The organism is Ruegeria sp. BHSC276, assembly GCF_059612945.1.
The window spans coordinates 67,279-91,672 of sequence record NZ_JBXWRP010000011.1; the positions used below are offsets into that span (position 1 = coordinate 67,279).

Below are 24,394 nucleotides of genomic sequence, written 5' to 3' on the forward strand. Positions count from 1 at the left end.
ATGCTGGCCTTGATCGCGGGAACGGGCGTTTTGCCGGATGAACTGGTCTCGCATCTGGCCGAACGTCCGCTGATCTGCGCCCTTGAGGGGTTCGAGCCCGACAGGTTGCGCCCCGACATCACCTTTCCCCTGGAGCATCTCGGCAGTTTCATTGCCGAGCTGAAGGCGCGCGGCGTGACCAATATCTGCATGGCCGGTGCGGTGCGCCGCCCAAAAATCGACCCGGGCCGCATCGACGCGCAGACCGCGCCGCTGGTTCCGATCATCCAGCAGGCGCTGGTGTCGGGCGATGATGGCGCGTTGCGGGCGGTGATCGGTGTTCTCGAGGATGCCGGTCTGCAGGTGCAGGCCGCGCACCAGATCGCGCCCGACCTGCTGCCCCCTCTGGGATGCCTGACCCAGGCGCAACCGACCGAGGCCGAGCTGGACGATGCCAACCGGGCCGTCGGCGTGTTGCGGGCGATGGGGGCCGCCGATATCGGGCAGGCCTGCGTGGTGCATCAAGGGCAGGTTCTGGCGGTCGAGGGCGCATTCGGTACGGCGTGGATGCTGCAGTCGCTGGCTGCGCGCCCCGATGCCGGCGGCGGCATTCTGTTCAAGGGGCCCAAACCCGGTCAGGACCGGCGCGCCGATCTGCCCGCCATCGGGCCAGACACGGTGACCGGCGCGGTTGCGGCTGGCCTGACCGGTATCGTCGTCGAAAAGGGCGGGGTGATCGTGTTGGACCGGCCCCAAGTGATCGCGGAATGCGACCGCCTGGGCCTGTTTCTGCACGTGCACGAGCGGGCAATGTGATGCGTGTCTTTCTGGTCGCCGGTGAGCCGTCGGGCGACCGTCTCGGCGGTGCGCTGATGGAGGGGGTGAAGACCCTTGTTCCGGATGTCGAATTCGACGGGGTCGGCGGGCCGCTGATGAAGGCCCAGGGTCTGGTCAGCCGCTTTCCGATGTCCGAGCTCAGCGTGATGGGCCTGGTCGAGGTTTTGCCCAAGTTCTTTCACCTCAAGCGCCGCATCGCCGAAACCGCGCAGGCCGTTCTGGACACCCAGCCCGACGTTCTGATCACCATCGACAGCCCCGACTTTTCGCTGCGCGTGGCCAAGCAGGTCAAGGCGCGCAGCAATATACGGACCGTGCACTATGTCGCGCCTAGCGTCTGGGCCTGGCGCCCCAAGAGGGCGGACAAGATGGCCAAGGTCATCGACCATGTTCTGGCCCTGCTGCCGTTCGAGCCGCCCTATATGGAAAACGCCGGAATGGAGTGCGACTTCGTCGGCCACCCGGTGGCCAGCGAGCCGGTTGCAACCGACGCGCAGATCGCGCAGTTCCGCGCCGATCACGGTCTTGGCGACGCGCCGATCCTGCTGGCCTTGCCCGGCTCGCGCCGTGGTGAGGTCGATCGGCTGGCGCCCGTATTCGGCGCGGCGCTTGAACTATACCTGAAAGACCGCCCCGACATGCGGGTGGTGGTTCCTGCGGTCGCGCATGTGGCCGATACCGTGGCCGCCCATGTCCGGTCCTGGCCGGGTCAACCGGTCGTGGTGGACCCCCGCAACATCGACACGGATCAGGCGGTGGCCAGCAAGCGCGCGGCCTTTGCCGCAGCCGAGATCGCCCTGGCCGCGTCCGGCACGGTCTCGCTGGAACTGGCGGCCCAATCTACGCCGATGGTGATTGCCTACAAGCTGACTTGGCTGACCCAGAAGATCGCCGAGCGCATGGTCAAGCTGGATACGGTCACACTGGTCAACCTCGTATCCGAGACCCGAACGGTGCCGGAATGCCTGCTGGATGATTGCACGCCCGAAACCATCGCCGCCGCACTTGGCGCCGTGTCGGCCGCGCCGGGCGCGCAGGAACAGGCAATGGCCGTCACGATGGAACGTCTAGGCCGCGGTGGCGAAGCGCCCGGTTTTCGGGCTGCACGCGCGGTGTTGGAGCGGATGAAGCCGTGATGCTGGACCATGTGGTCTTTGCGGCCTCGGCCTTCATGGCACAGGTTCTGACCAATCTCGACAACCTCATGGCTCTGGTCGCCCTGATGATCGTCACCGGTCCGCAGCGCGCCGTTCTGGGGTTCCTGCTGGCACAGGGGCTGGTGATCGGCGTGGCCTTCCTGCTGGCACTGGGGGTCGAGGATGTGGTGCCGCACCGGGCTGGCTACCTCGGCACCATCCCTCTGGCCTTGGGGCTTTTCGGAGCCTTTCGACAGCTTCGCGGTGCAAAGGCGCAGGCCGCCCCCGCTGTGCCGGGCAGCGCCTCGGCACTGGTGACCATGCTGGTGTTCACGAGTCTTTCGATGGACACGTTTGCGGTCCTCGCCCCCTTGCTGGCCGACTCGACCCCCGATTTCCGGCTGGCAGGTGTGCTAGGGGCCGGCCTGGCCGCTCTCTTTCTTGCGGTTGTGGGGCTGATCGGTGGGCGCGCCCAGATCATGACGGGACGTCTGGCACAACGTCTGGAATACTTTGTGCCCTATGTCATGATCTGCGCCGGGCTTTATATCCTCAGCAACTCGTGGACCGACGCGGTTCAGTAACCGCGCCAGATCCAGCCACCGCCAAAAATGCGGCTGCCCCCAGTTTCATAAAACACGCAGGCCTGCCCGGGAGAAACACCTTCCTCTGGCGTCAGCAATTCGACTTCGGCGGTGGTTTCGGTCAGCGGACGGATAATCGCTTCGCGCGGGGGGCGGGTCGAGCGGACCTTGACCGAGACGTGCCATTCCTTCTGCGAGGTGAAGGGCGCATCGCCTAGCCAGTTGATCTCGCGCACGGGGATGGTGCGGGTGGCCAGCATCTCTTTGGGGCCGACGACGACCTGTTTGCGGTCCACGTCCAGCTTGACGACATAGAGCGGCTCACTAAGCCCGCCGATGCCAAGACCGCGTCGCTGGCCGATCGTGTAGTGGATCACGCCCTCATGCTGACCCAGAACGCGGCCGTCGGCGTGAACGATCTCGCCGGGTTCGGCCGCGCCGGGACGCAGTTTCTCGATCACGCTGGCATAGTTGCCGTTGGGCACGAAGCAGATGTCCTGGCTGTCGGGCTTGTCCGCCACGCTCAGCCCGTATTGCGCAGCCATTTGCCGGGTCGCGTCCTTCGAGGGCAGGTGCCCCAGAGGGAAGCGCAGGAACTCCAACTGCTCGGGCGTGGTCGAGAACAGGAAATAGGACTGGTCGCGGTTGGCATCTTCGGCGCAGTGCAATTCGGGGCCATTGGGGCCCATCTTGCGCTGGATGTAGTGGCCGGTGGCCATGCAGTCGGCCTCGAGATCCTTGGCCGTTTCCAGCAGATCTTTGAACTTGACGCGCTCATTGCAGCGGATGCAGGGCACCGGAGTCGCGCCGGCCAGATAGCTGTCGGCGAACTCGTCGATCACGGCGTCCTTGAAGATGTTTTCATAATCCAGAACGTAGTGCGGAAAGCCGCGCTCCTCGGCCACGCGGCGGGCGTCGTGGATGTCGATCCCGGCGCAACAAGCGCCCTTTTTGGCCAGCGCCGCCCCGTGGTCATACAGTTGCAGCGTCACACCGACCACGTCATAGCCCTGATCCGCCAGATAAGCCGCCACAACCGAGCTGTCGACACCGCCCGACATGGCAACGACCACCCGCGTTTCCGACGGGGGTTTGGCAAAGCCAAGCGAGTTCAGAGGAGTCTCGGTGTCGAGGGCCATGGGCTGTTCCAGTCCGGGTTAAGAAAGACCGGCAGAATATAAGAAAATTCTACGCACTCTCAAGAGGCGGTTTCACGCCGCATTAAGTAGACTGACGCCAGCTTTGTGACAAAAGAAAAAGGGTCGCAGGATGTATTTGCACAAAGTTGAGGGACCAAGGTCGATAACCCTGCCGGATGGAACGGTTCTGTCGCGGGCCGATCTGCCGCCGCCCGATACCAGTCGGTGGGTCGCCTCCAGGAAGGCCATGGTGGTGCGCGGCGTACTGTATGGCCTGATCACGTTGTCGGACGCCAAGAAACGCTATGGGCTGAGCGACGAGGAGTTCAACAGCTGGGTTGCGGCGGTGGCCGAACACGGAATCGATGCGCTGAAGGTGACGGCCTTAAAAAAATATAGACAACCTAAAGGCGAAAGCGAAAAAATGAATCAACGGTAACGTCAGATTAACCATTTGTGGTCAGGCTCTGATCAAACCGGAATGAACAGACCTGAACTGGAGCAGCAGAATGCGCATACTTCTTGTCGAGGATGATCCCACAACGTCGAAAAGCATCGAACTGATGCTGACACACGCCAACCTGAACGTCTATGCGACGGATCTGGGCGAGGAAGGGATCGATCTGGCGAAACTGTATGACTATGATCTGATCCTTCTGGACCTGAATCTGCCGGATATGAACGGTCATGAAGTGCTTCGCCAGCTGCGCATCGCCCGAGTTGAAACGCCGATCCTGATCCTGTCGGGGGCCGATGATACCGAAAGCAAGATCAAAGGGTTCGGTTTCGGGGCCGATGATTACCTGACGAAACCGTTCCACCGCGAAGAACTGGTGGCCAGGATCCACGCAATCATCCGACGGTCGAAGGGGCATTCGCAGTCGATTATCCGCACCGGCAAGATCGCGGTGAACCTGGATGCCAAGACCGTCGAGGTGGACGGGCAGGCGGTTCATTTGACCGGCAAGGAATACCAGATGCTAGAACTGCTCAGCCTGCGCAAGGGTACGACCCTGACCAAGGAGATGTTCCTCAACCACCTCTACGGCGGGATGGACGAGCCGGAACTGAAGATCATCGACGTCTTCATCTGCAAGCTGCGCAAGAAGCTCAGCAATGCCACCGGTGGCGACAACTATATCGAGACGGTCTGGGGGCGGGGATACGTGCTGCGCGACCCCCAGAAGGACGGTATCGAGGAAAACCGCCTGGCCGTCGGCGCCTGATCGGCCTCGAGCACGCCGCCGGAGGTCCAGGGCGGCAATTCCACTCACGGCTCAGCACGTCTGGACCTGGCCATGGCCTCGCCCTATCACTGGTGCCAACCAGACATGACAGGGCGAGGCCATGAGCAATCCGATTCCCGTGCAAGACCTGACCGAAGACCAGGCCAAGGAGGAGCTGGCGCGCCTGGCGTCCGAGTTGACGCGGGCGAATGATTTGTATCACGGTGAGGACGCTCCAGAGATTTCCGACGCGGAATATGATGCGCTGAAGCGCCGAAATCAGGAAATCGAGGCGCGGTTTCCGCATCTGAAACGCCCGGACAGCCCGAGCGAACAGGTCGGGGCTCGCCCGTCGGACGGGTTCGAAAAGGTTCGTCACGCGGTTCGGATGATGTCGCTGGGCAACGCTTTCGACGAGGCGGATGTGCGGGACTTCGTTCGGTCGGTCCAGAAATACCTGGGGCTCCAAGAAGACAAAGTGCCTGAATTTACCGCCGAGCCGAAAATTGACGGGTTGTCCCTGTCCCTGCGCTATGAAAACGGCACGTTGGTTCAGGCCGCGACCCGCGGTGATGGTGAGGTAGGCGAGAACGTCACTGCCAACGCGATGACCGTTCGCGACATTCCGAAAACTCTCACCGATGCGCCCGAGATCCTGGAGGTCCGGGGCGAGGTCTACATGTCGCATGAGGATTTCGCCCGGCTGAACCAGAAACAAACGGAAATCGGGGGCAAGCTGTTTGCAAATCCCCGAAACGCGGCGGCGGGATCGCTGCGCCAGTTGGACCCCGAAGTCACCCGTTCGCGCCCACTTCGGTTCTTCGCCTATGCTTGGGGCGAGCTGTCCGAACCGCTGGGGCGTACCCAGGTCGATGGCCTGTCCCGGCTTGCCGCCTTGGGGTTTGCCACCAACGAATTGACGCAACTGTGCCGCTCGGTTGATGAGATGCTGGCCCACTACCGGGTGATCGAAGAGCAGCGCGCGACACTGGGCCATGACATCGATGGCGTGGTCTACAAGGTGAACGACCTGGCGCTGCAGGCGCGGTTGGGCTTTCGCTCGACAACGCCGCGTTGGGCGATCGCGCACAAGTTTCCGGCCGAAACGGCCTGGACCGGGCTCGAAGCAATCGACATTCAGGTCGGCCGAACTGGCGCGCTCAGCCCGGTTGCGCGCCTGCACCCGGTGACCGTGGGGGGCGTGGTTGTATCGAACGCCACGCTGCACAACGAAGACTATATCGCCGGGCGTGACGCCAAGAGTAACGTGATCCGCGATGGAAAGGATATCCGCGTCGGCGACTGGGTGCAGGTCTATCGTGCCGGTGACGTGATTCCAAAGATCGCCGACGTCGATCTGAGCAAACGCCCCGACTGGGCCGTGCCTTTCGAGTTTCCGACCAAGTGCCCCGAATGCGGCAGCGATGCCATCCGAGAGGAGGGCGACGCAGTGCGCCGCTGCACAGGTGGGGTCATCTGCCCGGCGCAGGCCGTGGAAAAGCTAAAACATTTCGTTTCGCGCAAGGCTTTCGACATCGAAGGTTTGGGCGCCAAGCAGATCGAGATGTTCTATGACGATCCTGATCTGCCCGTGAAAACTCCGGTGGACATCTTCACGCTGCAGCAACGCGACGCGAAGAATTTGAACAAACTGGCCAACCGCAAGGGCTGGGGCCGGCAGAGCGTCGCCAAATTGTGGGCCGCGATCGACGAAAAGCGCACCGTTGCGCTGGCCCGGCTGCTGTTTGCACTGGGGATCCGCCATGTGGGCGAGGCTGCGTCGAACCTGCTGGCCAACCACTATGGCTCGTGGGAGGCGTTTGAAAAAGCGATGACCGCCGCCGCCGATTTTGAGGGCCCCGAATGGCAGGAACTGCTAAGTATCGATGGCGTGGGCGAGGTAATGGCCCGCACCCTGGTTTCGACATTCGCGCAAGAGGCCGAGCGGAAAACCATTGACGACCTGGTGGCGCAGTTGAACGTGCTGGATGCGGTCCGGCCCGATACAAGCAACAGCCCGGTCGCGGGAAAGACCATCGTGTTTACCGGAACGCTCGAGAAAATGACCCGCGCCGAGGCCAAGGCCCGGGCCGAGGCATTGGGTGCCAAGGTGTCCGGCTCGGTGAGCAAGAAAACCGATATCGTGGTTGCGGGTCCGGGTGCCGGGTCCAAGGCCAGAAAGGCGGCCGAACTTGGAGTCAAGGTCCTGGATGAAGACGAATGGCTGCACCTGATCGGGGACGCATGAGCGGGCGCCCCGAGCAGCTCTTCCCGCTGTTTGCGGGACCCGAGACGCTGGACGGCGTCGGCCCCAAAACGGCCCGTCTGTTGGGGCAGATTGGGCTTGAGACGCCGCGCGACCTGCTGTTCGCCTTGCCTTATGCGGTGATCGACAGGCGCAGACGTGACACGATCCACGGCGTTGACCTGCCGGCGACCCTGACCGTCGAAGTGACCGTGGGTGCCCATCGTCCGCCGCGCAACCGGGGCGGCGCCTATCGGGTGTTTGTGCAGGACAGCCAGAGTGATTTCCAACTCGTGTTCTTTCATGCGCGCGGCGACTACCTGAAGAAAATCCTGCCGGAAGGGGCGCGGCGGGTGATTTCGGGAAAGCTGGAACTGTTTGACGGTACGGCCCAAATGGTTCACCCCGATCATGTCGTGCCGATCGATCAGGCCGGGTCGATCCCGGAATTCGAGCCGATCTATCACTTGACCCAGGGGGTGACGCAGAAAACCGCCTTCAAGGCGGCGCAAAGCGCGCTGGCCCGGGTGCCGGATCTTGCAGAATGGGCGGACCCGGCCTTGGTTCAGCGCCGGGGATGGCCGGGATGGCCCGAAGCGATCCGCGACGCCCACAATCCACGCGGTGCCGATGACGTTGCCCCATTCGCACCCGCACGCGAGCGTCTGGCCTATGATGAGCTTTTCGCCCACCAACTGACCCTTGCCCTGGCGCGGCAGCGTGAGCGCAAGTCGCGCGGGATCGTCAGCGTCGGCACCGGCGCTTTGCAGTCGAAGGTGCTGAAAAAACTGCCCTATCAACCGACGCAGGCACAACAGCGCGCAATCCGCGAGATCGCGGCCGACATGGCCTCGGACGCGCGGATGAACCGGTTGCTTCAGGGCGATGTCGGCGCGGGCAAGACATTGGTGGCCTTCATGGCCTTGTTGATCGCCGTCGAGGCCGGCGGTCAGGGTGTGATGATGGCGCCGACCGAGATTCTGGCCCGTCAGCACCTGGAAGGGCTGCGCCCGCTGGCCGAAGATGCCGGTGTGGTGCTCGAGATCCTGACCGGGCGCGACAAGGGCGCCGAGCGGCGCGCGAAACTGGCGGCCTTACAGGCCGGGGACATCCAGATTTTGGTCGGAACCCATGCGGTGTTCCAAAGCGATGTCGCGTTCAAGGATCTGCGGCTGGCCATCGTGGATGAACAACACCGGTTCGGGGTGCGCCAGCGGATGGAACTGTCGGAAAAGGGCAGGGGTGCCGATGTTCTGGTCATGACCGCCACGCCGATCCCCCGCAGCCTGGCGCTGGCGCAATACGGCGACATGGACGTGTCGGTGCTTGATGAAAAGCCGCCCGGGCGCAAACCGGTCAAGACCGCGATCGTCAGCACGCAACGCATGAACGAGGTTGTGGACCATCTGCGACGTGCGATCGGCGAGGGGCGGCAGTGCTATTGGGTCTGCCCTCTGGTGGATGAATCCGAGGTTTCGGATCTGATCGCCGCCGAGGAGCGGTTCAAACATCTGCGGACGCAGTTTGGCGAGGGCGTGGTCGGGCTGGTGCATGGTCAGATGCCTCCGTCCGAGAAAGACGCGGCCATGGCGGCCTTTCAGGCGGGGCAGACCAAGGTGCTGGTGGCCACGACGGTGATCGAGGTCGGCGTTAACGTGCCCAATGCCACAATCATGGTTATCGAACGCGCCGAGATCTTTGGCCTGGCGCAACTGCACCAGCTGCGTGGGCGGGTCGGGCGCGGCGAGGGGGCCTCGACCTGCCTGTTGATGTACCAAGCCCCGCTGAGCGAGGGCGGTCGCAGACGGCTGGAAGTGCTGCGCGAAACCGAGGACGGATTCCGCATCGCGCAGACCGATCTTGAAATGCGCGGAGCGGGCGACCTGATCGGGACGGCGCAATCCGGCTTGCCCCGGTTTCAGATCGCCGACCTGGAGAGGCAGGCAGGATTGATGGAAATCGCCCAGACGGATGCCCGTGCATTGCTGGCCATCGACCCCAAGCTGACCACCGAGCGCGGCAACGCGGCGCGCGTTCTTCTGTGGCTGATGAAACAGGATCAAGCGATCCGTTTGATTTCAGTGGGTTAGGGACTCAGCCCCCGAATAGTTCACAAATGTTCTCAAAAAGTTCTTTACCGACTCGGAGAAATATGAGAACAAAAGGTCAACAAAGCATTAAAGCCAGACCGGAGGAGACGCCATGCTGAGCCAGATCAAGACCGCAATCAGCCGTTCGCAAAGCACGCTGCTGCAAGATGCAGCTGGCGCGGCGTGCTTGATCGTGATGCTGATGGTGGCGCTGCATCTGCCTGTCGGGTTCTGACCCTTTCTGCCTGCGATCTCGTGCCGATAGCACCGCGCGCTCATCCCCATCTCAGTCAAGGGTGACCTGCCTGTCCCAAACCCCTTGAAGGGGCCGTGCCTCGGCCCCGCGCGGAACCCGGACCCCACACGAGACACGCATGACTGCCGCCGCCCTTTCGCCCGGAAGGAGCGGCGGTTTTTTATAATTGTCCCGTCTTGATGATTTCCAGCAGCGCCGACAGAACCGAGTTGGCCGCAACCGAGGCGAGGATCATGCCCATCACGCGGCTGATGATGGCAGCGCCGGAATGGCCGATCAGGCGGATGATCGGCTCGGCCAGCAGCATCAATACAAAGGCGGCCGCCAGCACCGTCAGCATGATCAGCGCGGTGATGCCCTGATCGACCAAGCTGTAGCGGTGATTGTCGGTCAGGATGACGATGGCCAGCATCGCTCCGGGCGAGGCCAGAGACGGCACCGCCAGCGGGAAGATTGCGGGGTTGTGCTGGTGCAGCTGGTCCTGCCGGTCTTCCTCGGCCACGCGTTGGTCGACCTCGGGTTTGCTCTCGCCAAAGATCATCGACAGGGCGAACAAAAACAGGATGATTCCGCCAGCCACCTGGAACGAGTTCAGGCCGATATCGAGCGCCTCGATCAACAATTGGCCGAACACCAGGAAGAACAGCAGGACGCCCGCGCTGACAAGGGCCGCCTGCAGGGCGGTCCGTCTGCGCGCGGCGACATCGATGCCGGCGGTTACGGCGATGAAAACCGGAATGGTGCCGATCGGGTCGATGACGACCCACAGGGTCACGAAATGTTCGAGCAGGTTTTCCATTGAAATCTCCGGCAAATATGGCCGGAGGTTAAATGCAACGTGCTGAAAATGCCATGTTCAGGCGCAATTGGCCTGTTCCGCCTGCGCCATGGCCTCGGCGGTGGCGTCCAACGCCAGCATGATCGAGGCGTGGCGGTTCTTGTAGTCGCGCGCGGGCATCAGCACCTCGAGCCCGTCAAAAGGCGCGTCAGGGGCGGGGCCGTCCTGTTTGAGCATGGCCTTGAGTTGATCGCGCGCCTGCTCGATCTGAGCGCGCGTCGCACCGATCACGGCACCGCCGACCACCGAGGCCGCGGCCTGGCCAAGCGCGCAGGCTTTCACATCCTGCCCGAACTCGGAAACCCGGCCATCCTTCACATTGACGTCCACGGTGACGGTCGACCCGCACAGGGGCGAGCGTTTCTTGACGGTTGCACCGGGGCTTTCCAGGCGCTGCAGATGCGGGATGTCGGCGGCCAGTTCGAGAATGCGGCCGGAATAAAGCTTGATCAGATCGGTTTCGCCGGACATGGGTTCCCCTCGCTGCGTGTTCCCCATACATAGTGGCCATGTTCTGGGATGCAAAAGGTTTTTGCCATGTCGCGCGCCGTCTCGTTTGACCCGTCAACGCTGAAATTCAACGAAACGGGGCTGATCCCCGCCATCGCCCAGCAGCACGACACCGGAGAGGTGCTGATGATGGCCTGGATGAATACCGAGGCCGTGCGCAAGACGCTGGAGACCGGGCGCGTGACCTATTGGTCTCGCTCGCGCCAAGCGTTCTGGATCAAGGGCGAAAGCTCGGGCCATGTGCAAAAGCTGGTCGATCTGCGGGTGGATTGCGACCGCGACTGCCTGCTGGTTCTGGTCGATCAGACCGGCCCGGCCTGTCACACCAATCGGCGCAGCTGCTTCTACACCGCCGTCCGCGATGGTGATGAGGTCGAATTGATGGCGCCGTTGGCCTGACGGCGGTGCCTCACAACCCGACCATTGCGCGGATGTCCTGCGGCGAGGCGCCTTCCTCCCGATATTTCGCGATTGCGCGGGCGTCGTCGCGTTTGGCCAGCCGCTTGCCCGTGTCATCGCGGATCAAGCGGTGATGGTGATAGATCGGCGTCGGCAGTTCCAGAAGACGTTGCAGCACAACGTGGATGCAGGTGGCCTCGAACAGATCCTGCCCGCGCACCACATGGGTGATCTGCTGCGCGGCATCGTCCAGAACCACCGACAGGTGATACGAGGTGCCCATTCCGCGTCGGGACAGAACCACGTCACCGACGGCACTGCGCAGTTGATCAGCCTCGATGGTGATAGCCCCGGTCTCTCCGCCGGGACCGTGACCTTGCTCGATGAATGCCAGCGCTGCATTAGTCGTTTTAGCAGATGGTTGAAGGGCGGAGTTGATCTGTTTCAAGGCCTCGGCCATGTTCAGGCGCAAGGGCAGGTCGGTCGGTCGCGGCTGGCGCGCGGCCTCGGGGGTCCAGCGTGAGCGGCACGTTCCGGGATAGACGATCCCGTCCGGGCCCAGCATCGGCTGGCCTTCTTGTGGCGCGCTGGCGGCCGCGGCGATGTCGCGGCGGTTGCAGGTGCAGGGATACAGCAGGCCGCGCGCCCACATTGCGTCCAACGCGCGGTGATACAGGTCCAGCCGATCCGATTGCCGCATGACCGGTTCGGGCCAGCTGAGGCCCAGCCAAGCCAGATCGTCTTTCAGTTGCGCCTCCCAATGGGGGCGGGCGCGGCTCTGGTCGATGTCCTCGATCCTCAGCAGAAACGTCCCGGCCCTGGCGTGGGCCATGTCATGGGCCAGCAGCGCGGAATAGGCGTGCCCTAGATGCAGGGGGCCGGTTGGAGATGGGGCGAAACGGGTGATGAATGTCACAGTTTTTCAACGATATAAACGTCGGACTTCAAATCCAGACCCGGAAGGTGTGGCCCGTGTTCGCGAAACAGCAGCCGCGCGGCGCCGATGTCCAGCCATTCGCTCAGGCGGACGGTATAGGCCGGGTCCTGCAGAGTGTGATCGTTGAACGAAAAGGCCAGCAGGCCCCCTTTGGGCAAGGCCTTCATCAGCATGTCGAAGGTTTCGGGCGGCGCTGCGCCTGCGCCGATCACACCGATGGCCGTGATGGCGCGATAAGCGCCGGTTTGCACGGGGCTGGGGTCGGTAATCTCGAAGGGGGTCAGGCTGCGATACACGCCCTTGGCCTCGGCCCCCTCCAACATGCGCGGGGTCGGGTCCATACCGTCGATCACGCGAAATCCGGCCTTGTGCAACGCAACGCCCGACAGACCCGTGCCGCATCCGTAATCCAGTACGGGTTCCTGCGGGTGCGGAAACCTGTCCCACAGCGCCTCGGCCACGCGGCCCGGAGTGGCATAGCCGTGTTCGGCCACTTCATCCTCGTAGGACGCGGCCCATTTCTGATAATGCGCCTGCGTTTCCTGGGGCGAATTCAGCTCATAGGTCTTGTCGAGGTATTTTTTGCTCATGCGCTCAGTCTAGGCGGGCGCGGCGTCCTGCGTCCAGTCGGCTTGGGCCAGCCACGCCTGCCATGCGGCCTTGGCGCGGTCGGTATAGGCCTTGTAGCGGTCCTTGCGGCCACGCCGTCCGCCTTTCAACCCGTCGACCGGCCGGAATAGGCCGAAGTTGACGTTCATCGGCTGAAAGGTCTTGGCCTCGGCCCCGCCGGTGATGTGATGGATCAGCGCGCCCATGGCGCTGTCCTGCGGAACCGGGGGCAGGGAGTGGCCCAGAACCTCGGCAGCCGCCAGACGTCCGGCCAGCAGACCCATCGCGGCGCTTTCGACATAGCCTTCGACCCCTGTGATCTGTCCGGCGAACCGGATGTTCGGCCTGGTTTTGAGCCGCATCTGCGCGTCCAGCAGGGTGGGCGAGTTGATGAACGTGTTGCGGTGGATGCCGCCCAGCCGGGCAAAGCTGGCATTCTCGAGCCCCGGAATCATCCGGAACACCTCGGTCTGCGCGCCGTATTTCATCTTGGTCTGGAATCCCACGATGTTGAACAGCGTGCCCAAAGCGTTGTCGCGGCGCAGTTGTACCACCGCATAGGGTTTGACGTCCGGCTGGTGCGGATTGGTCAGGCCCACCGGTTTCATCGGCCCATGGCGGAGGGTCTCGCGGCCCCGTTCGGCCATCACCTCGATCGGCAGGCAGCCGTCGAAATAGCCGGCGGTTTCACCTTCGTGGAACTCGGTCTTGTCGGCGGCCAGCAGCGCATCGATAAAAGCTTCGTACTGGTCGCGGTCCATCGGGCAGTTCAGATAGGCGGTTCGTTCTTCCTCGGTCTCGCCCTTGTCATAGCGCGACTGCATCCACGCCTTGCTCATGTCGATCGTGTCGGCATAGACGATCGGGGCGATCGCGTCGAAAAAGGCCAGCGCTTCGGCGCCGGTCTCGCGCTGGATTGCCTGAGCCAGGGCGGGAGAGGTCAGAGGGCCGGTGGCAAAGATCCAGTGGCCTTGGTCCGGCAGCTCTGTCACCTCTTCATGGCTGACGCTGACCCGGGGGTGCGCTTTCAGGCGCGCGGTGACGGTCTCGGCAAAAGGCTCACGGTCGACGGCCAAGGCACCGCCGGCGGGCAGGCGGTGGGCATCAGCGCTGGCCATGATCAGCCCGTTGGCCGCGCGCATCTCCCAATGTAGCAGGCCGACGGCGTTCTGCTCGTCATCGTCCGACCGGAACGAGTTCGAACACACCATCTCGGCCAGGTTGCCGGTCTGGTGCGCAAAGGTGCCAGTTTCGGGGCGCATTTCGTAAATCACGACGTCCACGCCCATCTCGGCGGCCTGCCATGCGGCCTCGGATCCGGCCATGCCGCCGCCCACGATATGCAATTTCTGTGTCATGCGCGTTCACATAAGCCACGCGGGCCGATTGCGCAACGGTCAGCCACAGTTACACGCACTGCTGCGGCAAGCCATTGAAAAAAGGGAAAATCTTGGGGTCGCCGCTGCGGGAATCTTAGCGCCAGTGAGAGAGACCGGCTGGAGGGACCTTCCGCCCACGGCGACCCAAAAGAATGTCAGAGCCTCGGCTCTGTCCCAGCATTGCCACAGAGTTGCCCTTTTGGAAAGTGAAAAAATGCGAACATTCGAGAATTTTGTTCATCACCTTTGCGTCATTGCGTCCAATTGGGCGGTCGTTTTTCGATGAAGGCGGAAATTCCTTCCTCGGTGTCGCGATGCATCATATTCTGTGCCATTACCTCTCCGGTATAGGCATAGGCCTGTTCCAGCGGCATCTGGATCTGCTCATAGAACGCCTGCTTGCCGATCTTGACGGCAGCCCCCAGTTTCGAGGCCAGCTTTTCGGCCAGGGCCCATGTTTCCTGTTGTAACTCGGTTTCGGGGACCGCGCGATTGATCAGGCCCAACTCGGCTGCGCGTTGGGCCGGGATGAAGTCGCCGGTGGTCAGCATTTCAAAGGCCTGTTTGCGCGGGATGTTGCGGCTGAGCGCGACCATCGGCGTCGAGCAGAACAGGCCGATATTCACGCCGTTCACACCGAACCGGGTGCTGTCTGCCGCGATGGCCAGATCACAGGTCGCCACCAACTGGCATCCCGCTGCGGTAGCGATCCCGTGAACCTGCGCGATCACCGGCTGGGGCAGTGACTGGATCGACATCATCATCCGCGCGCAACGGTTGAACAGGTCGGTGAAATAGGCCTTGCCGCCGTCCTCGGCCTGACGGCCCGCCGTCATCTGTTTCAGGTCGTGGCCGGCGCAGAAAGCCTTGCCTGCGCCCGACAGGATCACCGCGCGGATGGACCGGTCATCGCGCAGAGCGTCCAGTTCGGTTTGCATCGCGGCCAGCATCTCGTCGCTCAGGGCGTTCAGTCGCTCGGGCGCGTTCAGTTTCAGATGGGCGATCGCCCCGGTGTCGCTACGTTCCAAAATTGCCATCTTGCCCTCCCGCTGGCTGTCGGGCCAACTCTAGGTCGGCAAATCGAGGAGGGGAAGCATGTCATTGGCAATGAACAAGGAAGAACTGTCGCAGTACCTGGCGCAGGTCTTTCCGCAGGTACACAGGGATTTCGTGGTCGAAGCCCTGACCGAGGACACGATCACCATGCGCTTGGTTGTCGAAGACCGGCACCTGCGCCCGGGCGGCACCGTGTCCGGGCCCTCGATGTTCGCCCTGGCCGATGTGTGCGTCTATTCGATGGTTTTGGCGCGAAAGGGGCGGCAATCGCTGGCGGTGACCACCAACAGTTCTATGGATTTCCTGCGCAAGCCCGAAGGCGGCACCGATCTGATCGCGCATTGCCGGTTGCTCAAGCTGGGGCGGTCGCTGGCCGTGGGAGATGTGCTGATGTATTCGGACGGGGCCGATGCCCCCTGCGCCCGGGCCAGCATGACCTATTCGCTGCCCCCCGAAGGCTCGGCCGCGGCGGCGTTTGGATGAAAAAAGGCCGGGGACTGACCCCGGCCCAGGAAGAGGTCCCGCGAACGGGACTGGGGATGCTTTATTCGATCCAGAAATGGCGTCGGCTTTCGCGGTCCGCCTCGAAACGGTTCAGCCCGACATCGCGCAGCAGGCGATCATCCAGCTTGCCCAGATTGATGCGGCTGCGGCGCCGGCGTTCCCATTTGGTGACAGTCGCCGCAAACCGTACGGCCAATGCGGCGACCAACGGCAGCCGCGGGCTGTCGTTCAGCAGCAGAAGGGCGGAGGTGTGCATTGCGCGTGTCATCCGGGTATCCTTTCAAATTGTATTGACACAATAATAAAATGTTCGGTACATTCACCGCAGTACACACAGGATTGTGTTGAGGCAAAGGAAGAATTGTAATGGATACAATTTGGCTGCAGGAGCTGCCAAAATCCAAGGGGCCCAAATACACTCTTGTGGCTGACACGATCCGAAGGGCCATCGAAAACAACACGCTAAAGGTTGGAGCGAAACTACCGCCGGTACGCGACCTGGCCTATCGGCTGAAGATCACACCCGGTACGGTGGCGCGAGCCTATTCAATCCTGACCGACGAGGGATTGCTGAGCGCCGAGGTCGGACGTGGTACATTCGTGGCGCCGCCCAAGACGCCTCTGCTGGATGACGTATGGTCGCGGCAGTTGCATTTGCGCGATGACAAATACGAAAAGAATGTGAGCCTATTCAGTCCCCGTCTGCCGGATGTGGGGCAGGTGGCCCTGATCCGGTCCTGCCTTGCCCGCGTGGCGCAGAGCGATCCGGCCCTGTTCATGAACTATCCCACCCGCGACGCTTATCAGGGCGTGCGGCAGGCGGTGGTCGACTGGCTTTCCGACCTGCCGCTTGGCGCTTTGAACGCCGACGACGTCGTGCTGACCCATGGTGGCCAAAGCGGGTTGTGCGTTGTGTTCCAGACCCTATTGCGCGGGCCGAAACCCGTGGTTCTGGTCGAGGACCTGTCCTATGCCGGGTTCCGCCGCGCCGGTGAACTGATGCGGGCCGAGGTCGTCGGGGTAAAGATGGACAAGTGGGGCATCGACCCCGAAGCACTGGAACATGTCCTGCGCCAGACTCCGGCGCAGGCGATCTGCGTCTCGCCCGAGGTGCAGAACCCGACCGGCAGCCACACGCCACTGGAGCGGCGTTTGGAAGTGGTCGAGATCGCCCGACGGCACGACCTGCAGATCATCGAGGACGATTGCTATCGCATGGGCGAGGCGCGTGCGCCCAGCTATCGGGCGCTGGCGCCCGAGCGCGGCTGGCATGTCTCGTCCATTTCCAAGACCCTGACACCGGCCCTGCGTGTGGGCTTTGCTATCGCTCCGCGTGACCGCGGCAGTGATCTACGTCGGTCGGCCGAATACGGCTATTTCGGCCTTGCCCAGCCATTGGCCGAGCTGACCCGTCTGCTGCTTACCGATCCCGCGGCCCGTCGACTGGCGCGGGATGTGCGGGTGAAGATGGGGGAGTATGTGCGTGTGGCGGTAAATGCTCTGGGCGGGTTCGATTTGAGTTGGGATCCGGAAATTCCCTTTGTGTGGCTGCACCTGCCGTCAGGCTGGCGCGCCGCTGCTTTCAGTCGCGCGGCCGAGCGTGAGGGGATTCAGATTCGATCCGCCGATGAATTCGCCCTGCGGGACGGGCGCGCACCAAACGCTGTGCGAATCGCGATGAACGGACACGTCTCCCTGCGGAAATTCGAAGAAGCAATGTTGCGCCTGCGTATCCTGCTGGACAATCCACCCGAGCAAATCAGCGTCTGACTTTGTGGGGTAAATAAATACCTATTTTGCAACTCATTGAAAATAAACGCTTAAAACACTTTGGTTGCGCTTGACCTGAAGTTTCCTTGCGTCTAGATACCCATTCATCGAATTCGGGCCGCCTCGGCAGGGGCGGTCTTTCACATCAAACAGGATTGTCCTGACATGAAAACCTTCTCTGCAACTCCTGCAGACATCGACAAGAAGTGGATCCTGATCGACGCCGAGGGCGTTGTTCTGGGCCGTCTTGCCTCGATCGTCGCCATGCGCCTGCGTGGCAAGCACAAGCCGTCGTTCACCCCGAACATGGACATGGGCGACAACGTCATCGTCATCAACGCCGACAAGGTCCAGATGACCGGCAAGAAGCGCGACGAGCACTTCTACTGGCACACCGGCCATCCGGGTGGCATCAAGTCGCGCACCAAGCAGCAGATCCTGGAAGGCGCGCACCCCGAGCGCGTGGTCTACCAGGCCGTCAAGCGCATGCTGCCGGGCAACCGTCTGTCGCGCAAGCAGATGACCAACCTGCGCATCTATGCCGGTGCCGAGCACCCGCACGAAGCCCAGGCCCCCGAAGTTCTGGATGTTAAGTCCATGAACAAGAAAAACACCCGGAGCTAATGACCGATGGCTGATCAGATCAATACTCTCGAAGAGCTGAGCGCCGTCGCAGGCGTTGAAACCGTGGCCGAAGAAACCGTCGTGCGCGAGCCCGTGCGTGACGAGCTGGGTCGCTCCTATGCAACCGGCAAGCGTAAAGACGCTGTTGCCCGCGTTTGGATCAAGCCGGGCTCCGGCAAGGTCACCGTGAACGGCAAAGACCAGGACGTGTATTTCGCACGGCCCGTTCTGCAGCTGATCCTGCGCCAGCCGTTCCAGGTTGCCGGTGTCGAAGGTGAATTCGACGTGGTCGCAACCGTCAAAGGCGGTGGTCTGACCGGTCAGGCCGGTGCGGTCAAGCACGGCATCTCGAAAGCGCTGCAGCTGTACGATCCCAGCCTGCGCGGTGCCCTGAAGGCCGCGGGCTTCCTGACCCGCGACAGCCGCGTCGTGGAACGGAAGAAATACGGCAAGCGCAAAGCCCGCCGTTCGTTCCAGTTCTCGAAGCGTTAATCGCTGCCGAGGGCACAAAATGGAAAGGGCTCGCATCCGCGAGCCCTTTTTTCGTGGTCGGAAGTTGGTGTTATTCCTCGTGCATCTTCTTCCACGCCCCGTTTTCCACCACGCTGACATAGACCGTATCGGCGCCCTGATGGTCGTCGGGGCCAAAGGTCATGTGGTTGCCCACCAGATCATCCTGATAATCCAGTGACTCCATCGCAGCGATAAAGCTGTCATGTGTCAGCTCGGGGCCGGCGGCCTCCAGCGCCTTGACCATCATTTCGGCCGCGGCATAGCCCAGCATCGAAAAGCCCACCGGGTCTTCGCCGGTGGCGGCCTTGTATTCCTCAATGAAGGCCTTGGGGGCGGGTTCATCCGCGCGGGCCCACAGATCCTGCCACGAGGCGGCGGCGTAGAAGCCGTCGGTCACGCCACCCGGCACCTGTGCCACCACGGTCAGGAAGCTGGCCGAGGTGCCCAGGAATTTCATGTCGGTCAGGCCCATCTTCTTGGCGGTACCGACCACGGTGATGGCCTGCCGTACGCCCAGCGCGATGGTGACGATGTTGCAGCCTTCTTCCTTCAGCTTGCTCAGCGAGCCCACGAAATCAGTTTCGTCAGGTTTGTGAGTGGTTTCCGCGGCAAAGGTAATGCCGGATTCATTGGCGCCTTCCTGGCTGCCTTCCAGGATTTCCTTGCCGAAATCGGTGGGCAGATACATCGTGCACACCTTGTCGCCGCCGAATTCCTGCGCCAGATATTTCACGCCCACGCGCGCTTGGTCATAATAGCTGGAAAACGAGGTGAACTTGTTCTTCATCGGTTCCTGCAGCATCTGCCGCGCGGCCGACAAGGGGGCGACATTGGGAATGCCTTTTGGGTCCAGCAGTTTGAACCCGGCCAGGTTCATCGGCGTGCCCAGCGATTGCAGCATCGCAAACACCTTGTCGCGGTTCAGCAGCTTGTTGTAGCCCTGCATCGCGCGCGGCATCTGGTAACCGTTGTCTTCGACCACATAGCGGATCTTGCGGCCATGCACGCCGCCATTGGCGTTGACCCGGTCGAACACCACGTTCGCGCCCTTGGTGGCCGGAACCCCGACGGCGGCAAAAATGCCGCTTAGGTCATTGACCGACCCGATGACGATTTCGTCGTCGGTCACGCCTTGCGTTTCGGCCCAGCCCATCGAGGCCAGGGCGGACAGGGCGGTTGCCGCCGCCAGCCGTCTGATTGCTTTGGTCATGTGTCTTCCTCCCTTAGGGTTGATCCCTGTTCTATTTGTACATGTCTTCAATGAGATGCGCGTGTTTCTTTTCCACCAGGCTGCGTTTCAGTTTCATCGTCGCGGTCAGTTCGTCATCTTCGGCGGTCAGCAGCACGTCGATCAGGCGGAAATCCTTGATCTGTTCGACCCGCGCGAATTCCTTGTTCACCGCGGCCACTTCCGCGCCGATCAATTCGCGCACCTCGGCTGCAGCGCAGAGCGAAGCGAAGTTCGAGAACGGCACTTTGCGATCCTGCGCGAACTTCTCGACGTTTTCCTGATCGATCATCACCAGCGCCGTCAGGTACTTGCGGCGGTCGCCGATGATCACCGCGTCCGAGATGTAATGCGAGAACTTCAACCGGCTTTCGATCTCGGCCGGGGTGATGTTCTTGCCGCCGGCGGTGATGATGATGTCCTTGAGGCGGCCGGTGATGGTTACATAGCCGTCCGCGTCCACGTGCCCCATATCGCCGGTGCGCAGCCAGCCATCGGCGGTGAAGGTTTCGGCAGTCTTGGCATTGTTGCGCCGATAGCCCTGGAACACGTTCAGGCCGCGGATCTGGATTTCGTCCCCGTCCGAGATGCGCAGATCGATCCCCGGTGCGGGCTTGCCGATGGTGCCGATGCGGTTGGCCTCGGGCGTGTTCAGCGTGGCGATGCCCGAGGTCTCGGTCATGCCAAAGCCCTCGACCAGTGGCACGCCGATGGCCCAGTACCATTTCAGCAGCTCGGGCGAGATCGGGGCCGCGCCCGACCCGCCGCGCCGCAGCCGGTCCATGCCCAGCATCCGGCGCAGGTTGCGCAGCACCAGCCGGTCCCACAGCCAGAAATTCGCGGCCACCGCCGGCGGCGCCGGTTTGCCCTGCAGGATGTACTCGGCCCGTTTCATCCCGGCCTTCAGCGCCATGCCAAACGCGGCACGCCCGGCCGGGGTGGCCTCTTGCGCCATGATCAGCACGTGCGAATAGATCTTCTCCCACACGCGCGGAACGGCGGTGAAGGTCGAGGGCGACACTTCCTGAAGGTTGGCAAAGACCGTCTCGGGGCTTTCCGCGAAGTTCACCGTGCATTTCGAGGCCAGCGGGAAATAAATCGAAACATCGCGTTCCAGGATATGACACAGCGGCAAAAAGCAGAGCTGCTCATCCGTCTCCAGCGCGGGCAGGCAGCGTGCGCCGCATTCGATCGCGGCCATGATGTTTTCGTTGCTCAGCATCGCGCCCTTGGGCATACCAGTGGTGCCCGAGGTATAGATCAGCAGCGCCGTGTCCTGCGGCGTGGCCAGCGCGATTTCGGCTTCGAATCGGCCCGGCTCTTCGCGCTCGGCCTCACGGCCGAGGGCATAGAGATCCTTGATCATCATGCAGCGGGGATGGGCCAGGTCGTGCAGGCCTTCGTCTTCAAGGATGATGACCTTCAACAGGCCGGGCACCTCGTCTTCAATGTCCAGAAACTTGTCCAGCTGCTCCTCGTCCTCAACGATCAGAAAGCGGCTGTTGCTGTCATTGACCAGGTATTTCAGCTGGCTGGCGGAATCGGTGGTGTAGACGCCCGAGGCGATGCCGCCGACGCATTGGATGCCCAGATCGAACCAGGCCCATTCCTTGCGGTCCTCGGACAGGATCGAGACGACCTCACCGCGTTGCAGTCCCAGATTGCGCAGCGCCAGCCCGATCCATTTGGCGTGCTGCCAGTAGTCGGCCCAGGAATAGGATTTCCAAATGCCCAGATCCTTTTCCCGATGCGCGGTGCGGTCGCCCAGGGCGGCGCAGCGTTTCTGGAACAGCTCGGGGATGGTAACGCAGCCATCGACCCTCACGGGGCGCTGGCCGGGCGTGGCGTTGAATTGAACGCCGTTGATGTTGGTCTGCGGGGGCAGGGTGGTCATGTTCATCCGGCTCACCTCCACGTCTTTTTGCGTTTCCAGCGGCGGTTTTCCCGCGCGCCTTCCTCCTGCACGCCCAGATAGAAGTTCTGGATGTCCTCGGACCGCATCAGCACGTCGGCGGGGCCGTCCATCACGATGCGCCCGACCTCCATGACATAACCATGATCGGCCAGTTCCAGCGCGGCGTTGGCGTTCTGCTCGACCAGCATCATGGTCATGTTTTGCTCGTCGTTCAAACGTCTGAGGATGCCGAAGATCTCTTGGACCAGCAGCGGCGACAGGCCCAGCGAGGGTTCGTCCAGCAGCATGATGCGCGGGTTGGCCATCAGGCCGCGGCCGATGGCCAGCATCTGCTGCTGCCCACCCGACAAAGTGCCGGCCTCTTGATTGCGGCGTTCCTTCAGGACCGGGAAGTAAGAAAACACCAACTCGCGGTCGCGCTCGATCTGGGCCTTGTCGTGCAGGGTATAGGCCCCCAGGCTGAGGTTTTCGTTCACCGTCAGCAGCGGGAACACCTCGCGCCCCTCGGGCACATGCACGATGCCCTTCTGGACGATCTTGTGCGGCTCTAACCCTTGGATTTCCTCGCCGTCGAAGGTGATGGTTCCCTTTTCCGGGTCCATCACGCCCGAGACGGTCTTCATCAGCGTCGTCTTGCCCGCCCCGTTGGCGCCCAGGATCGAGACGATCTGGCCCGGGTGCACGTCCAGCGACACGCCGCGGATCGCCATGATCGGGCCATAGAAGCTTTCGATGTTGCGGATGCTCAGAATCGGTGCGCTCATGAGGCTTTCCCCAGATAGGCTTCGACGACGGCGGGGTGCGATTGCACCTGCGCCGGTGTCCCTAGGGCCAGTTTCGCCCCATCGGCCATGGCCAGCACCCGGTCGGACACGCCCGATACCAGCCCCATGTCATGTTCGACCATCAGCACTGTGATCCCCATCTGCCGCCGGATGTCGTCGATCCACCAGCGCATGTCGGTGGTTTCTTCGACCGACAGCCCCGAGGCCGGTTCATCCAGCAGCAGCAGCTTGGGGTCGGTGGCCAGCGCGCGCGCGACCTCGACCACCTTGCGGACGCCGTAGGGCAGGCCGGCGATCATCTTGTCGCGATAGGCCTGCAGGTCGAGGAAATCGATGATCTCTTCGACCTTCTCGCGGTTCTCCAGCTCTTGCCGGCGGGCCGAGGGGGTAAAAAACACGTCGGACAGCAGATTGGTCCGCCGGTGGCGGTGCCGCCCGACCAGCAGGTTCTGCAACACGGTGGCATGTTCGAACAGCTCGATGTTCTGGAAGGTGCGCGCCACGCCATAGGCGGCCACGCCCGAGGGCTTGACCTGCAGCAGATCGTGCCCGTCGAACCGGATCTGGCCCGCGTATGGGTCGTAGAAGCGCGAGATCAGGTTGAACACCGTGGATTTGCCCGCCCCGTTCGGGCCGACGATGGCAAAGACCTCGCCTTCCTCGACCGAAAAGGACAGATCGTTCACCGCCGTCAGGCCACCGAATTTCAGGGTGACGTTCTCGAATTCCAGCAGGCTCATCTCAGGCGCTCCGTCTTGAGATAGGATTTCTGCCGCTTGAACATGTCCTTGCGGTAGAAGGGGAACAGCTCGAACCAGGTGCGGATCTTCAGCCAGCGACCATAGATGCCCATCGGCTCGAACAGGATGAACCCGATCAGGATCATGCCGAAGATGCCGAATTCCAGCCCCGGAATGGCGACGGTTCCGCCACCGAACAGGGCGCCTGCATATTCTTTGGCGATCGACAGGAACTGCGGCAGAAACCCGATGACGATGGCGCCCAGAAACGCGCCGTGGATCGAGCCCAGCCCGCCGATCACGATCATCATCAGCAGCTGGATCGAGATCACCACGCTGAAGGTTTCGTTGTTGAAGGCCCCGGCATAGAGGCCCATCAGCGCACCCGCCCATCCGGTAACGGCGCAAGACAGGGCGAAGGACACTGTCTTGGTGCGCGCGATGTCGATGCCCATCGCCTGCGCGGACACTTCCGAGTCGCGCACCGCGATGAAGCTGCGCCCCAGCGGCGTACGCAAAAGGTTGATATAGCCCAGCGTGACCAGAACCGTGACGGCCAGCACCAGCCAGTAGAACTGCTCGGGCGTGCCCCAACGATCGACCAGATGGCCGAATATTTCGACTCCGCCCATGTACTTGCCCGCCACGCCGCCGGTGATTGGTTCGGCAAGAACGATGAGGTCGTCCATCAGGATCGACAGAGCCAGGGTGAAGATCGCCAGATAGATGCCGTGCAGCCGCAGGGCAGGAATGGCGACCGTGACCCCGGCGATGCCGGTCAGAATGCCGGCCAGCGGAAATGCCACCAGAAACGGCACGCCGGCCTCGATCAGGATCACGTTGGCATAACAGCCAAAGGCCAGAAACGCCGCGTGGCCCAGGCTGGCCTGGCCGGTATGCCCGGTCAGGATCATCAAGCCCAGCCCGGCGATGGCCCAGATCAGAACGTTCGTCAGCTCTCCCAGATAGAACGCGTCCAGCCACCAAGGCGCGGCAATGACTACCGCCAGCAGGATCAGATAGAGCGACAACTGGTATCCGTCCTTCCACGGGCGGATGTCCTGCATGTAGTCGGTTTTGAAAACGATCCTCATA

The 24,394-nt window shown here is 62.4% G+C and carries 26 protein-coding genes; 13 read left to right on the forward strand and 13 right to left on the reverse strand.

The window, feature by feature from the left end; all coding sequences use genetic code 11:
* From AC2FMD_RS16750 to AC2FMD_RS16760, 3 genes are read left to right on the forward strand one after another with little or no spacing between them, the layout of a single operon-like run.
* Window positions 1-795, forward strand: a complete 795-nt coding sequence (locus AC2FMD_RS16750; RefSeq protein WP_496795260.1) for an LpxI family protein — start codon at window positions 1-3, stop codon at window positions 793-795.
* Entirely contained in the window at window positions 795-1,952 is a 1,158-nt protein-coding gene (gene lpxB, locus AC2FMD_RS16755) for a lipid-A-disaccharide synthase (protein WP_496795261.1), read from the forward strand. The genes AC2FMD_RS16750 and lpxB overlap by 1 nt, the downstream gene beginning before the upstream one ends.
* Window positions 1,952-2,536, forward strand: a complete 585-nt coding sequence (locus AC2FMD_RS16760) for a hypothetical protein (RefSeq protein WP_496679958.1) — start codon at window positions 1,952-1,954, stop codon at window positions 2,534-2,536. The genes lpxB and AC2FMD_RS16760 overlap by 1 nt, the downstream gene beginning before the upstream one ends.
* Here AC2FMD_RS16760 and mnmA read toward each other — a convergent pair.
* Window positions 2,530-3,675: a tRNA 2-thiouridine(34) synthase MnmA gene (mnmA, locus tag AC2FMD_RS16765; RefSeq protein WP_496741216.1), complete on the reverse strand. Its 1,146-nt coding sequence runs from the start codon at window positions 3,673-3,675 to the stop codon at window positions 2,530-2,532. The genes AC2FMD_RS16760 and mnmA overlap by 7 nt on opposite strands.
* 130 nt (window positions 3,676-3,805) lie before the next feature.
* On the opposite strand from mnmA, the gene sciP reads away from it, so the two are divergent.
* From sciP to AC2FMD_RS16790, 5 genes are all read left to right on the forward strand, one after another.
* Window positions 3,806-4,114 (forward strand): CtrA inhibitor SciP, encoded by a 309-nt coding sequence (sciP, locus tag AC2FMD_RS16770; protein ID WP_496795262.1) that lies wholly within the window; start codon window positions 3,806-3,808, stop codon window positions 4,112-4,114.
* A gap of 70 nt (window positions 4,115-4,184) precedes the next feature.
* Window positions 4,185-4,901 (forward strand): response regulator transcription factor CtrA, encoded by a 717-nt coding sequence (gene ctrA, locus AC2FMD_RS16775; protein ID WP_149775137.1) that lies wholly within the window; start codon window positions 4,185-4,187, stop codon window positions 4,899-4,901.
* 121 nt (window positions 4,902-5,022) lie between these two features.
* Window positions 5,023-7,149 carry an NAD-dependent DNA ligase LigA gene (gene ligA, locus AC2FMD_RS16780; RefSeq protein ID WP_496795263.1) on the forward strand — a complete coding sequence of 709 codons (2,127 nt, stop codon included), beginning with the start codon at window positions 5,023-5,025 and terminating at the stop codon, window positions 7,147-7,149.
* Window positions 7,146-9,236 (forward strand): ATP-dependent DNA helicase RecG, encoded by a 2,091-nt coding sequence (gene recG, locus AC2FMD_RS16785; protein ID WP_496741388.1) that lies wholly within the window; start codon window positions 7,146-7,148, stop codon window positions 9,234-9,236. Before ligA ends, recG begins: the two co-directional genes overlap by 4 nt.
* A 112-nt stretch (window positions 9,237-9,348) precedes the next feature.
* On the forward strand, window positions 9,349-9,471 hold the full coding sequence (locus AC2FMD_RS16790) for a hypothetical protein (RefSeq protein ID WP_496741212.1): 123 nt from the start codon (window positions 9,349-9,351) through the stop codon (window positions 9,469-9,471).
* 181 nt (window positions 9,472-9,652) lie between these two features.
* Here the strand turns inward: AC2FMD_RS16790 and AC2FMD_RS16795 are convergent, their stop codons facing one another.
* Both AC2FMD_RS16795 and AC2FMD_RS16800 read right to left on the reverse strand, forming a co-directional pair.
* The gene (locus AC2FMD_RS16795) at window positions 9,653-10,291 is read right to left on the reverse strand and encodes a MarC family protein (protein ID WP_496682892.1); all 639 of its coding nucleotides are present in this window, start codon (window positions 10,289-10,291) and stop codon (window positions 9,653-9,655) included.
* A 57-nt stretch (window positions 10,292-10,348) separates the two neighbouring features.
* Window positions 10,349-10,801 (reverse strand): iron-sulfur cluster assembly scaffold protein, encoded by a 453-nt coding sequence (locus tag AC2FMD_RS16800; RefSeq protein WP_496741211.1) that lies wholly within the window; start codon window positions 10,799-10,801, stop codon window positions 10,349-10,351.
* Window positions 10,802-10,849: 48 nt separating this feature from the next.
* Between AC2FMD_RS16800 and hisI the strand changes: the two genes are divergently transcribed.
* Window positions 10,850-11,239, forward strand: coding sequence for a phosphoribosyl-AMP cyclohydrolase (hisI, locus tag AC2FMD_RS16805; protein ID WP_496741209.1), 390 nt, complete (start codon window positions 10,850-10,852; stop codon window positions 11,237-11,239).
* 10 nt (window positions 11,240-11,249) lie between these two features.
* On the opposite strand, the gene gluQRS is transcribed toward hisI, so the two are convergent.
* From gluQRS to AC2FMD_RS16825, 4 genes are all read right to left on the reverse strand, one after another.
* Window positions 11,250-12,155 (reverse strand): tRNA glutamyl-Q(34) synthetase GluQRS, encoded by a 906-nt coding sequence (gluQRS, locus tag AC2FMD_RS16810; protein WP_496795264.1) that lies wholly within the window; start codon window positions 12,153-12,155, stop codon window positions 11,250-11,252.
* Window positions 12,152-12,766, reverse strand: coding sequence for a class I SAM-dependent DNA methyltransferase (locus AC2FMD_RS16815; protein WP_496689247.1), 615 nt, complete (start codon window positions 12,764-12,766; stop codon window positions 12,152-12,154). The genes gluQRS and AC2FMD_RS16815 overlap by 4 nt, the downstream gene beginning before the upstream one ends.
* 9 nt (window positions 12,767-12,775) lie before the next feature.
* On the reverse strand, window positions 12,776-14,143 hold the full coding sequence (gene trmFO, locus AC2FMD_RS16820) for a methylenetetrahydrofolate--tRNA-(uracil(54)-C(5))-methyltransferase (FADH(2)-oxidizing) TrmFO (RefSeq protein WP_496741207.1): 1,368 nt from the start codon (window positions 14,141-14,143) through the stop codon (window positions 12,776-12,778).
* A gap of 272 nt (window positions 14,144-14,415) precedes the next feature.
* Entirely contained in the window at window positions 14,416-15,201 is a 786-nt protein-coding gene (locus tag AC2FMD_RS16825; protein ID WP_496711116.1) for an enoyl-CoA hydratase, read from the reverse strand.
* A gap of 58 nt (window positions 15,202-15,259) precedes the next feature.
* On the opposite strand from AC2FMD_RS16825, the gene AC2FMD_RS16830 reads away from it, so the two are divergent.
* A complete protein-coding gene (locus tag AC2FMD_RS16830) occupies window positions 15,260-15,703 on the forward strand; it encodes a PaaI family thioesterase (protein ID WP_496741205.1) in 444 nt (147 codons plus the stop codon).
* 61 nt (window positions 15,704-15,764) lie between these two features.
* Here the strand turns inward: AC2FMD_RS16830 and AC2FMD_RS16835 are convergent, their stop codons facing one another.
* A complete protein-coding gene (locus AC2FMD_RS16835; RefSeq protein ID WP_496682912.1) occupies window positions 15,765-15,992 on the reverse strand; it encodes a DUF1127 domain-containing protein in 228 nt (75 codons plus the stop codon).
* A 98-nt stretch (window positions 15,993-16,090) separates the two neighbouring features.
* On the opposite strand from AC2FMD_RS16835, the gene AC2FMD_RS16840 reads away from it, so the two are divergent.
* From AC2FMD_RS16840 to rpsI, 3 genes are all read left to right on the forward strand, one after another.
* Window positions 16,091-17,494, forward strand: a complete 1,404-nt coding sequence (locus tag AC2FMD_RS16840) for an aminotransferase-like domain-containing protein (RefSeq protein ID WP_496741203.1) — start codon at window positions 16,091-16,093, stop codon at window positions 17,492-17,494.
* A 165-nt stretch (window positions 17,495-17,659) separates the two neighbouring features.
* Entirely contained in the window at window positions 17,660-18,118 is a 459-nt protein-coding gene (gene rplM / locus AC2FMD_RS16845) for a 50S ribosomal protein L13 (RefSeq protein WP_068344207.1), read from the forward strand.
* A gap of 6 nt (window positions 18,119-18,124) precedes the next feature.
* Window positions 18,125-18,610 carry a 30S ribosomal protein S9 gene (gene rpsI / locus AC2FMD_RS16850; protein WP_149775125.1) on the forward strand — a complete coding sequence of 162 codons (486 nt, stop codon included), beginning with the start codon at window positions 18,125-18,127 and terminating at the stop codon, window positions 18,608-18,610.
* A gap of 70 nt (window positions 18,611-18,680) precedes the next feature.
* On the opposite strand, the gene AC2FMD_RS16855 is transcribed toward rpsI, so the two are convergent.
* Genes AC2FMD_RS16855 through AC2FMD_RS16875 form a run of 5 tightly spaced genes read right to left on the reverse strand, consistent with a single transcriptional unit; the run spans window position 18,681 to window position 24,393 of the window.
* The gene (locus tag AC2FMD_RS16855; RefSeq protein ID WP_496741201.1) at window positions 18,681-19,841 is read right to left on the reverse strand and encodes an ABC transporter substrate-binding protein; all 1,161 of its coding nucleotides are present in this window, start codon (window positions 19,839-19,841) and stop codon (window positions 18,681-18,683) included.
* A 31-nt stretch (window positions 19,842-19,872) separates the two neighbouring features.
* Window positions 19,873-21,759, reverse strand: a complete 1,887-nt coding sequence (locus AC2FMD_RS16860; RefSeq protein ID WP_496795265.1) for an AMP-dependent synthetase/ligase — start codon at window positions 21,757-21,759, stop codon at window positions 19,873-19,875.
* A 5-nt stretch (window positions 21,760-21,764) separates the two neighbouring features.
* Window positions 21,765-22,538, reverse strand: a complete 774-nt coding sequence (locus AC2FMD_RS16865) for an ABC transporter ATP-binding protein (RefSeq protein ID WP_170418921.1) — start codon at window positions 22,536-22,538, stop codon at window positions 21,765-21,767.
* Window positions 22,535-23,299, reverse strand: coding sequence for an ABC transporter ATP-binding protein (locus AC2FMD_RS16870; protein ID WP_496741197.1), 765 nt, complete (start codon window positions 23,297-23,299; stop codon window positions 22,535-22,537). Before AC2FMD_RS16870 ends, AC2FMD_RS16865 begins: the two co-directional genes overlap by 4 nt.
* Window positions 23,296-24,393, reverse strand: coding sequence for a branched-chain amino acid ABC transporter permease (locus tag AC2FMD_RS16875; protein WP_496741195.1), 1,098 nt, complete (start codon window positions 24,391-24,393; stop codon window positions 23,296-23,298). The genes AC2FMD_RS16870 and AC2FMD_RS16875 overlap by 4 nt, the downstream gene beginning before the upstream one ends.
* Between the last annotated feature and the right edge of the window lies 1 nt (window position 24,394).

What these genes read in the sequence shown, in the direction of transcription:
- rpsI (WP_149775125.1), top strand. Translation starts at nt 18,125, where the DNA reads ATGGCTGATCAGATCAATACTCTCGAAGAGCTGAGCGCCGTCGCAGGC.
- hisI (WP_496741209.1), top strand. Translation starts at nt 10,850, where the DNA reads ATGCAAAAGGTTTTTGCCATGTCGCGCGCCGTCTCGTTTGACCCGTCA.
- mnmA (WP_496741216.1), bottom strand. Translation starts at nt 3,675, where the DNA reads ATGGCCCTCGACACCGAGACTCCTCTGAACTCGCTTGGCTTTGCCAAA.
- AC2FMD_RS16840 (WP_496741203.1), top strand. Translation starts at nt 16,091, where the DNA reads ATGGATACAATTTGGCTGCAGGAGCTGCCAAAATCCAAGGGGCCCAAA.
- AC2FMD_RS16815 (WP_496689247.1), bottom strand. Translation starts at nt 12,766, where the DNA reads ATGAGCAAAAAATACCTCGACAAGACCTATGAGCTGAATTCGCCCCAG.
- AC2FMD_RS16825 (WP_496711116.1), bottom strand. Translation starts at nt 15,201, where the DNA reads ATGGCAATTTTGGAACGTAGCGACACCGGGGCGATCGCCCATCTGAAA.
- AC2FMD_RS16800 (WP_496741211.1), bottom strand. Translation starts at nt 10,801, where the DNA reads ATGTCCGGCGAAACCGATCTGATCAAGCTTTATTCCGGCCGCATTCTC.
- AC2FMD_RS16835 (WP_496682912.1), bottom strand. Translation starts at nt 15,992, where the DNA reads ATGACACGCGCAATGCACACCTCCGCCCTTCTGCTGCTGAACGACAGC.
- trmFO (WP_496741207.1), bottom strand. Translation starts at nt 14,143, where the DNA reads ATGACACAGAAATTGCATATCGTGGGCGGCGGCATGGCCGGATCCGAG.
- ctrA (WP_149775137.1), top strand. Translation starts at nt 4,185, where the DNA reads ATGCGCATACTTCTTGTCGAGGATGATCCCACAACGTCGAAAAGCATC.
- rplM (WP_068344207.1), top strand. Translation starts at nt 17,660, where the DNA reads ATGAAAACCTTCTCTGCAACTCCTGCAGACATCGACAAGAAGTGGATC.
- AC2FMD_RS16865 (WP_170418921.1), bottom strand. Translation starts at nt 22,538, where the DNA reads ATGAGCGCACCGATTCTGAGCATCCGCAACATCGAAAGCTTCTATGGC.
- ligA (WP_496795263.1), top strand. Translation starts at nt 5,023, where the DNA reads ATGAGCAATCCGATTCCCGTGCAAGACCTGACCGAAGACCAGGCCAAG.
- sciP (WP_496795262.1), top strand. Translation starts at nt 3,806, where the DNA reads ATGTATTTGCACAAAGTTGAGGGACCAAGGTCGATAACCCTGCCGGAT.
- AC2FMD_RS16760 (WP_496679958.1), top strand. Translation starts at nt 1,952, where the DNA reads ATGCTGGACCATGTGGTCTTTGCGGCCTCGGCCTTCATGGCACAGGTT.
- AC2FMD_RS16830 (WP_496741205.1), top strand. Translation starts at nt 15,260, where the DNA reads ATGTCATTGGCAATGAACAAGGAAGAACTGTCGCAGTACCTGGCGCAG.
- AC2FMD_RS16795 (WP_496682892.1), bottom strand. Translation starts at nt 10,291, where the DNA reads ATGGAAAACCTGCTCGAACATTTCGTGACCCTGTGGGTCGTCATCGAC.
- AC2FMD_RS16855 (WP_496741201.1), bottom strand. Translation starts at nt 19,841, where the DNA reads ATGACCAAAGCAATCAGACGGCTGGCGGCGGCAACCGCCCTGTCCGCC.
- AC2FMD_RS16870 (WP_496741197.1), bottom strand. Translation starts at nt 23,299, where the DNA reads ATGAGCCTGCTGGAATTCGAGAACGTCACCCTGAAATTCGGTGGCCTG.
- AC2FMD_RS16875 (WP_496741195.1), bottom strand. Translation starts at nt 24,393, where the DNA reads ATGAGGATCGTTTTCAAAACCGACTACATGCAGGACATCCGCCCGTGG.
- AC2FMD_RS16750 (WP_496795260.1), top strand. Translation starts at nt 1, where the DNA reads ATGCTGGCCTTGATCGCGGGAACGGGCGTTTTGCCGGATGAACTGGTC.
- recG (WP_496741388.1), top strand. Translation starts at nt 7,146, where the DNA reads ATGAGCGGGCGCCCCGAGCAGCTCTTCCCGCTGTTTGCGGGACCCGAG.
- AC2FMD_RS16860 (WP_496795265.1), bottom strand. Translation starts at nt 21,759, where the DNA reads ATGAACATGACCACCCTGCCCCCGCAGACCAACATCAACGGCGTTCAA.
- lpxB (WP_496795261.1), top strand. Translation starts at nt 795, where the DNA reads ATGCGTGTCTTTCTGGTCGCCGGTGAGCCGTCGGGCGACCGTCTCGGC.
- AC2FMD_RS16790 (WP_496741212.1), top strand. Translation starts at nt 9,349, where the DNA reads ATGCTGAGCCAGATCAAGACCGCAATCAGCCGTTCGCAAAGCACGCTG.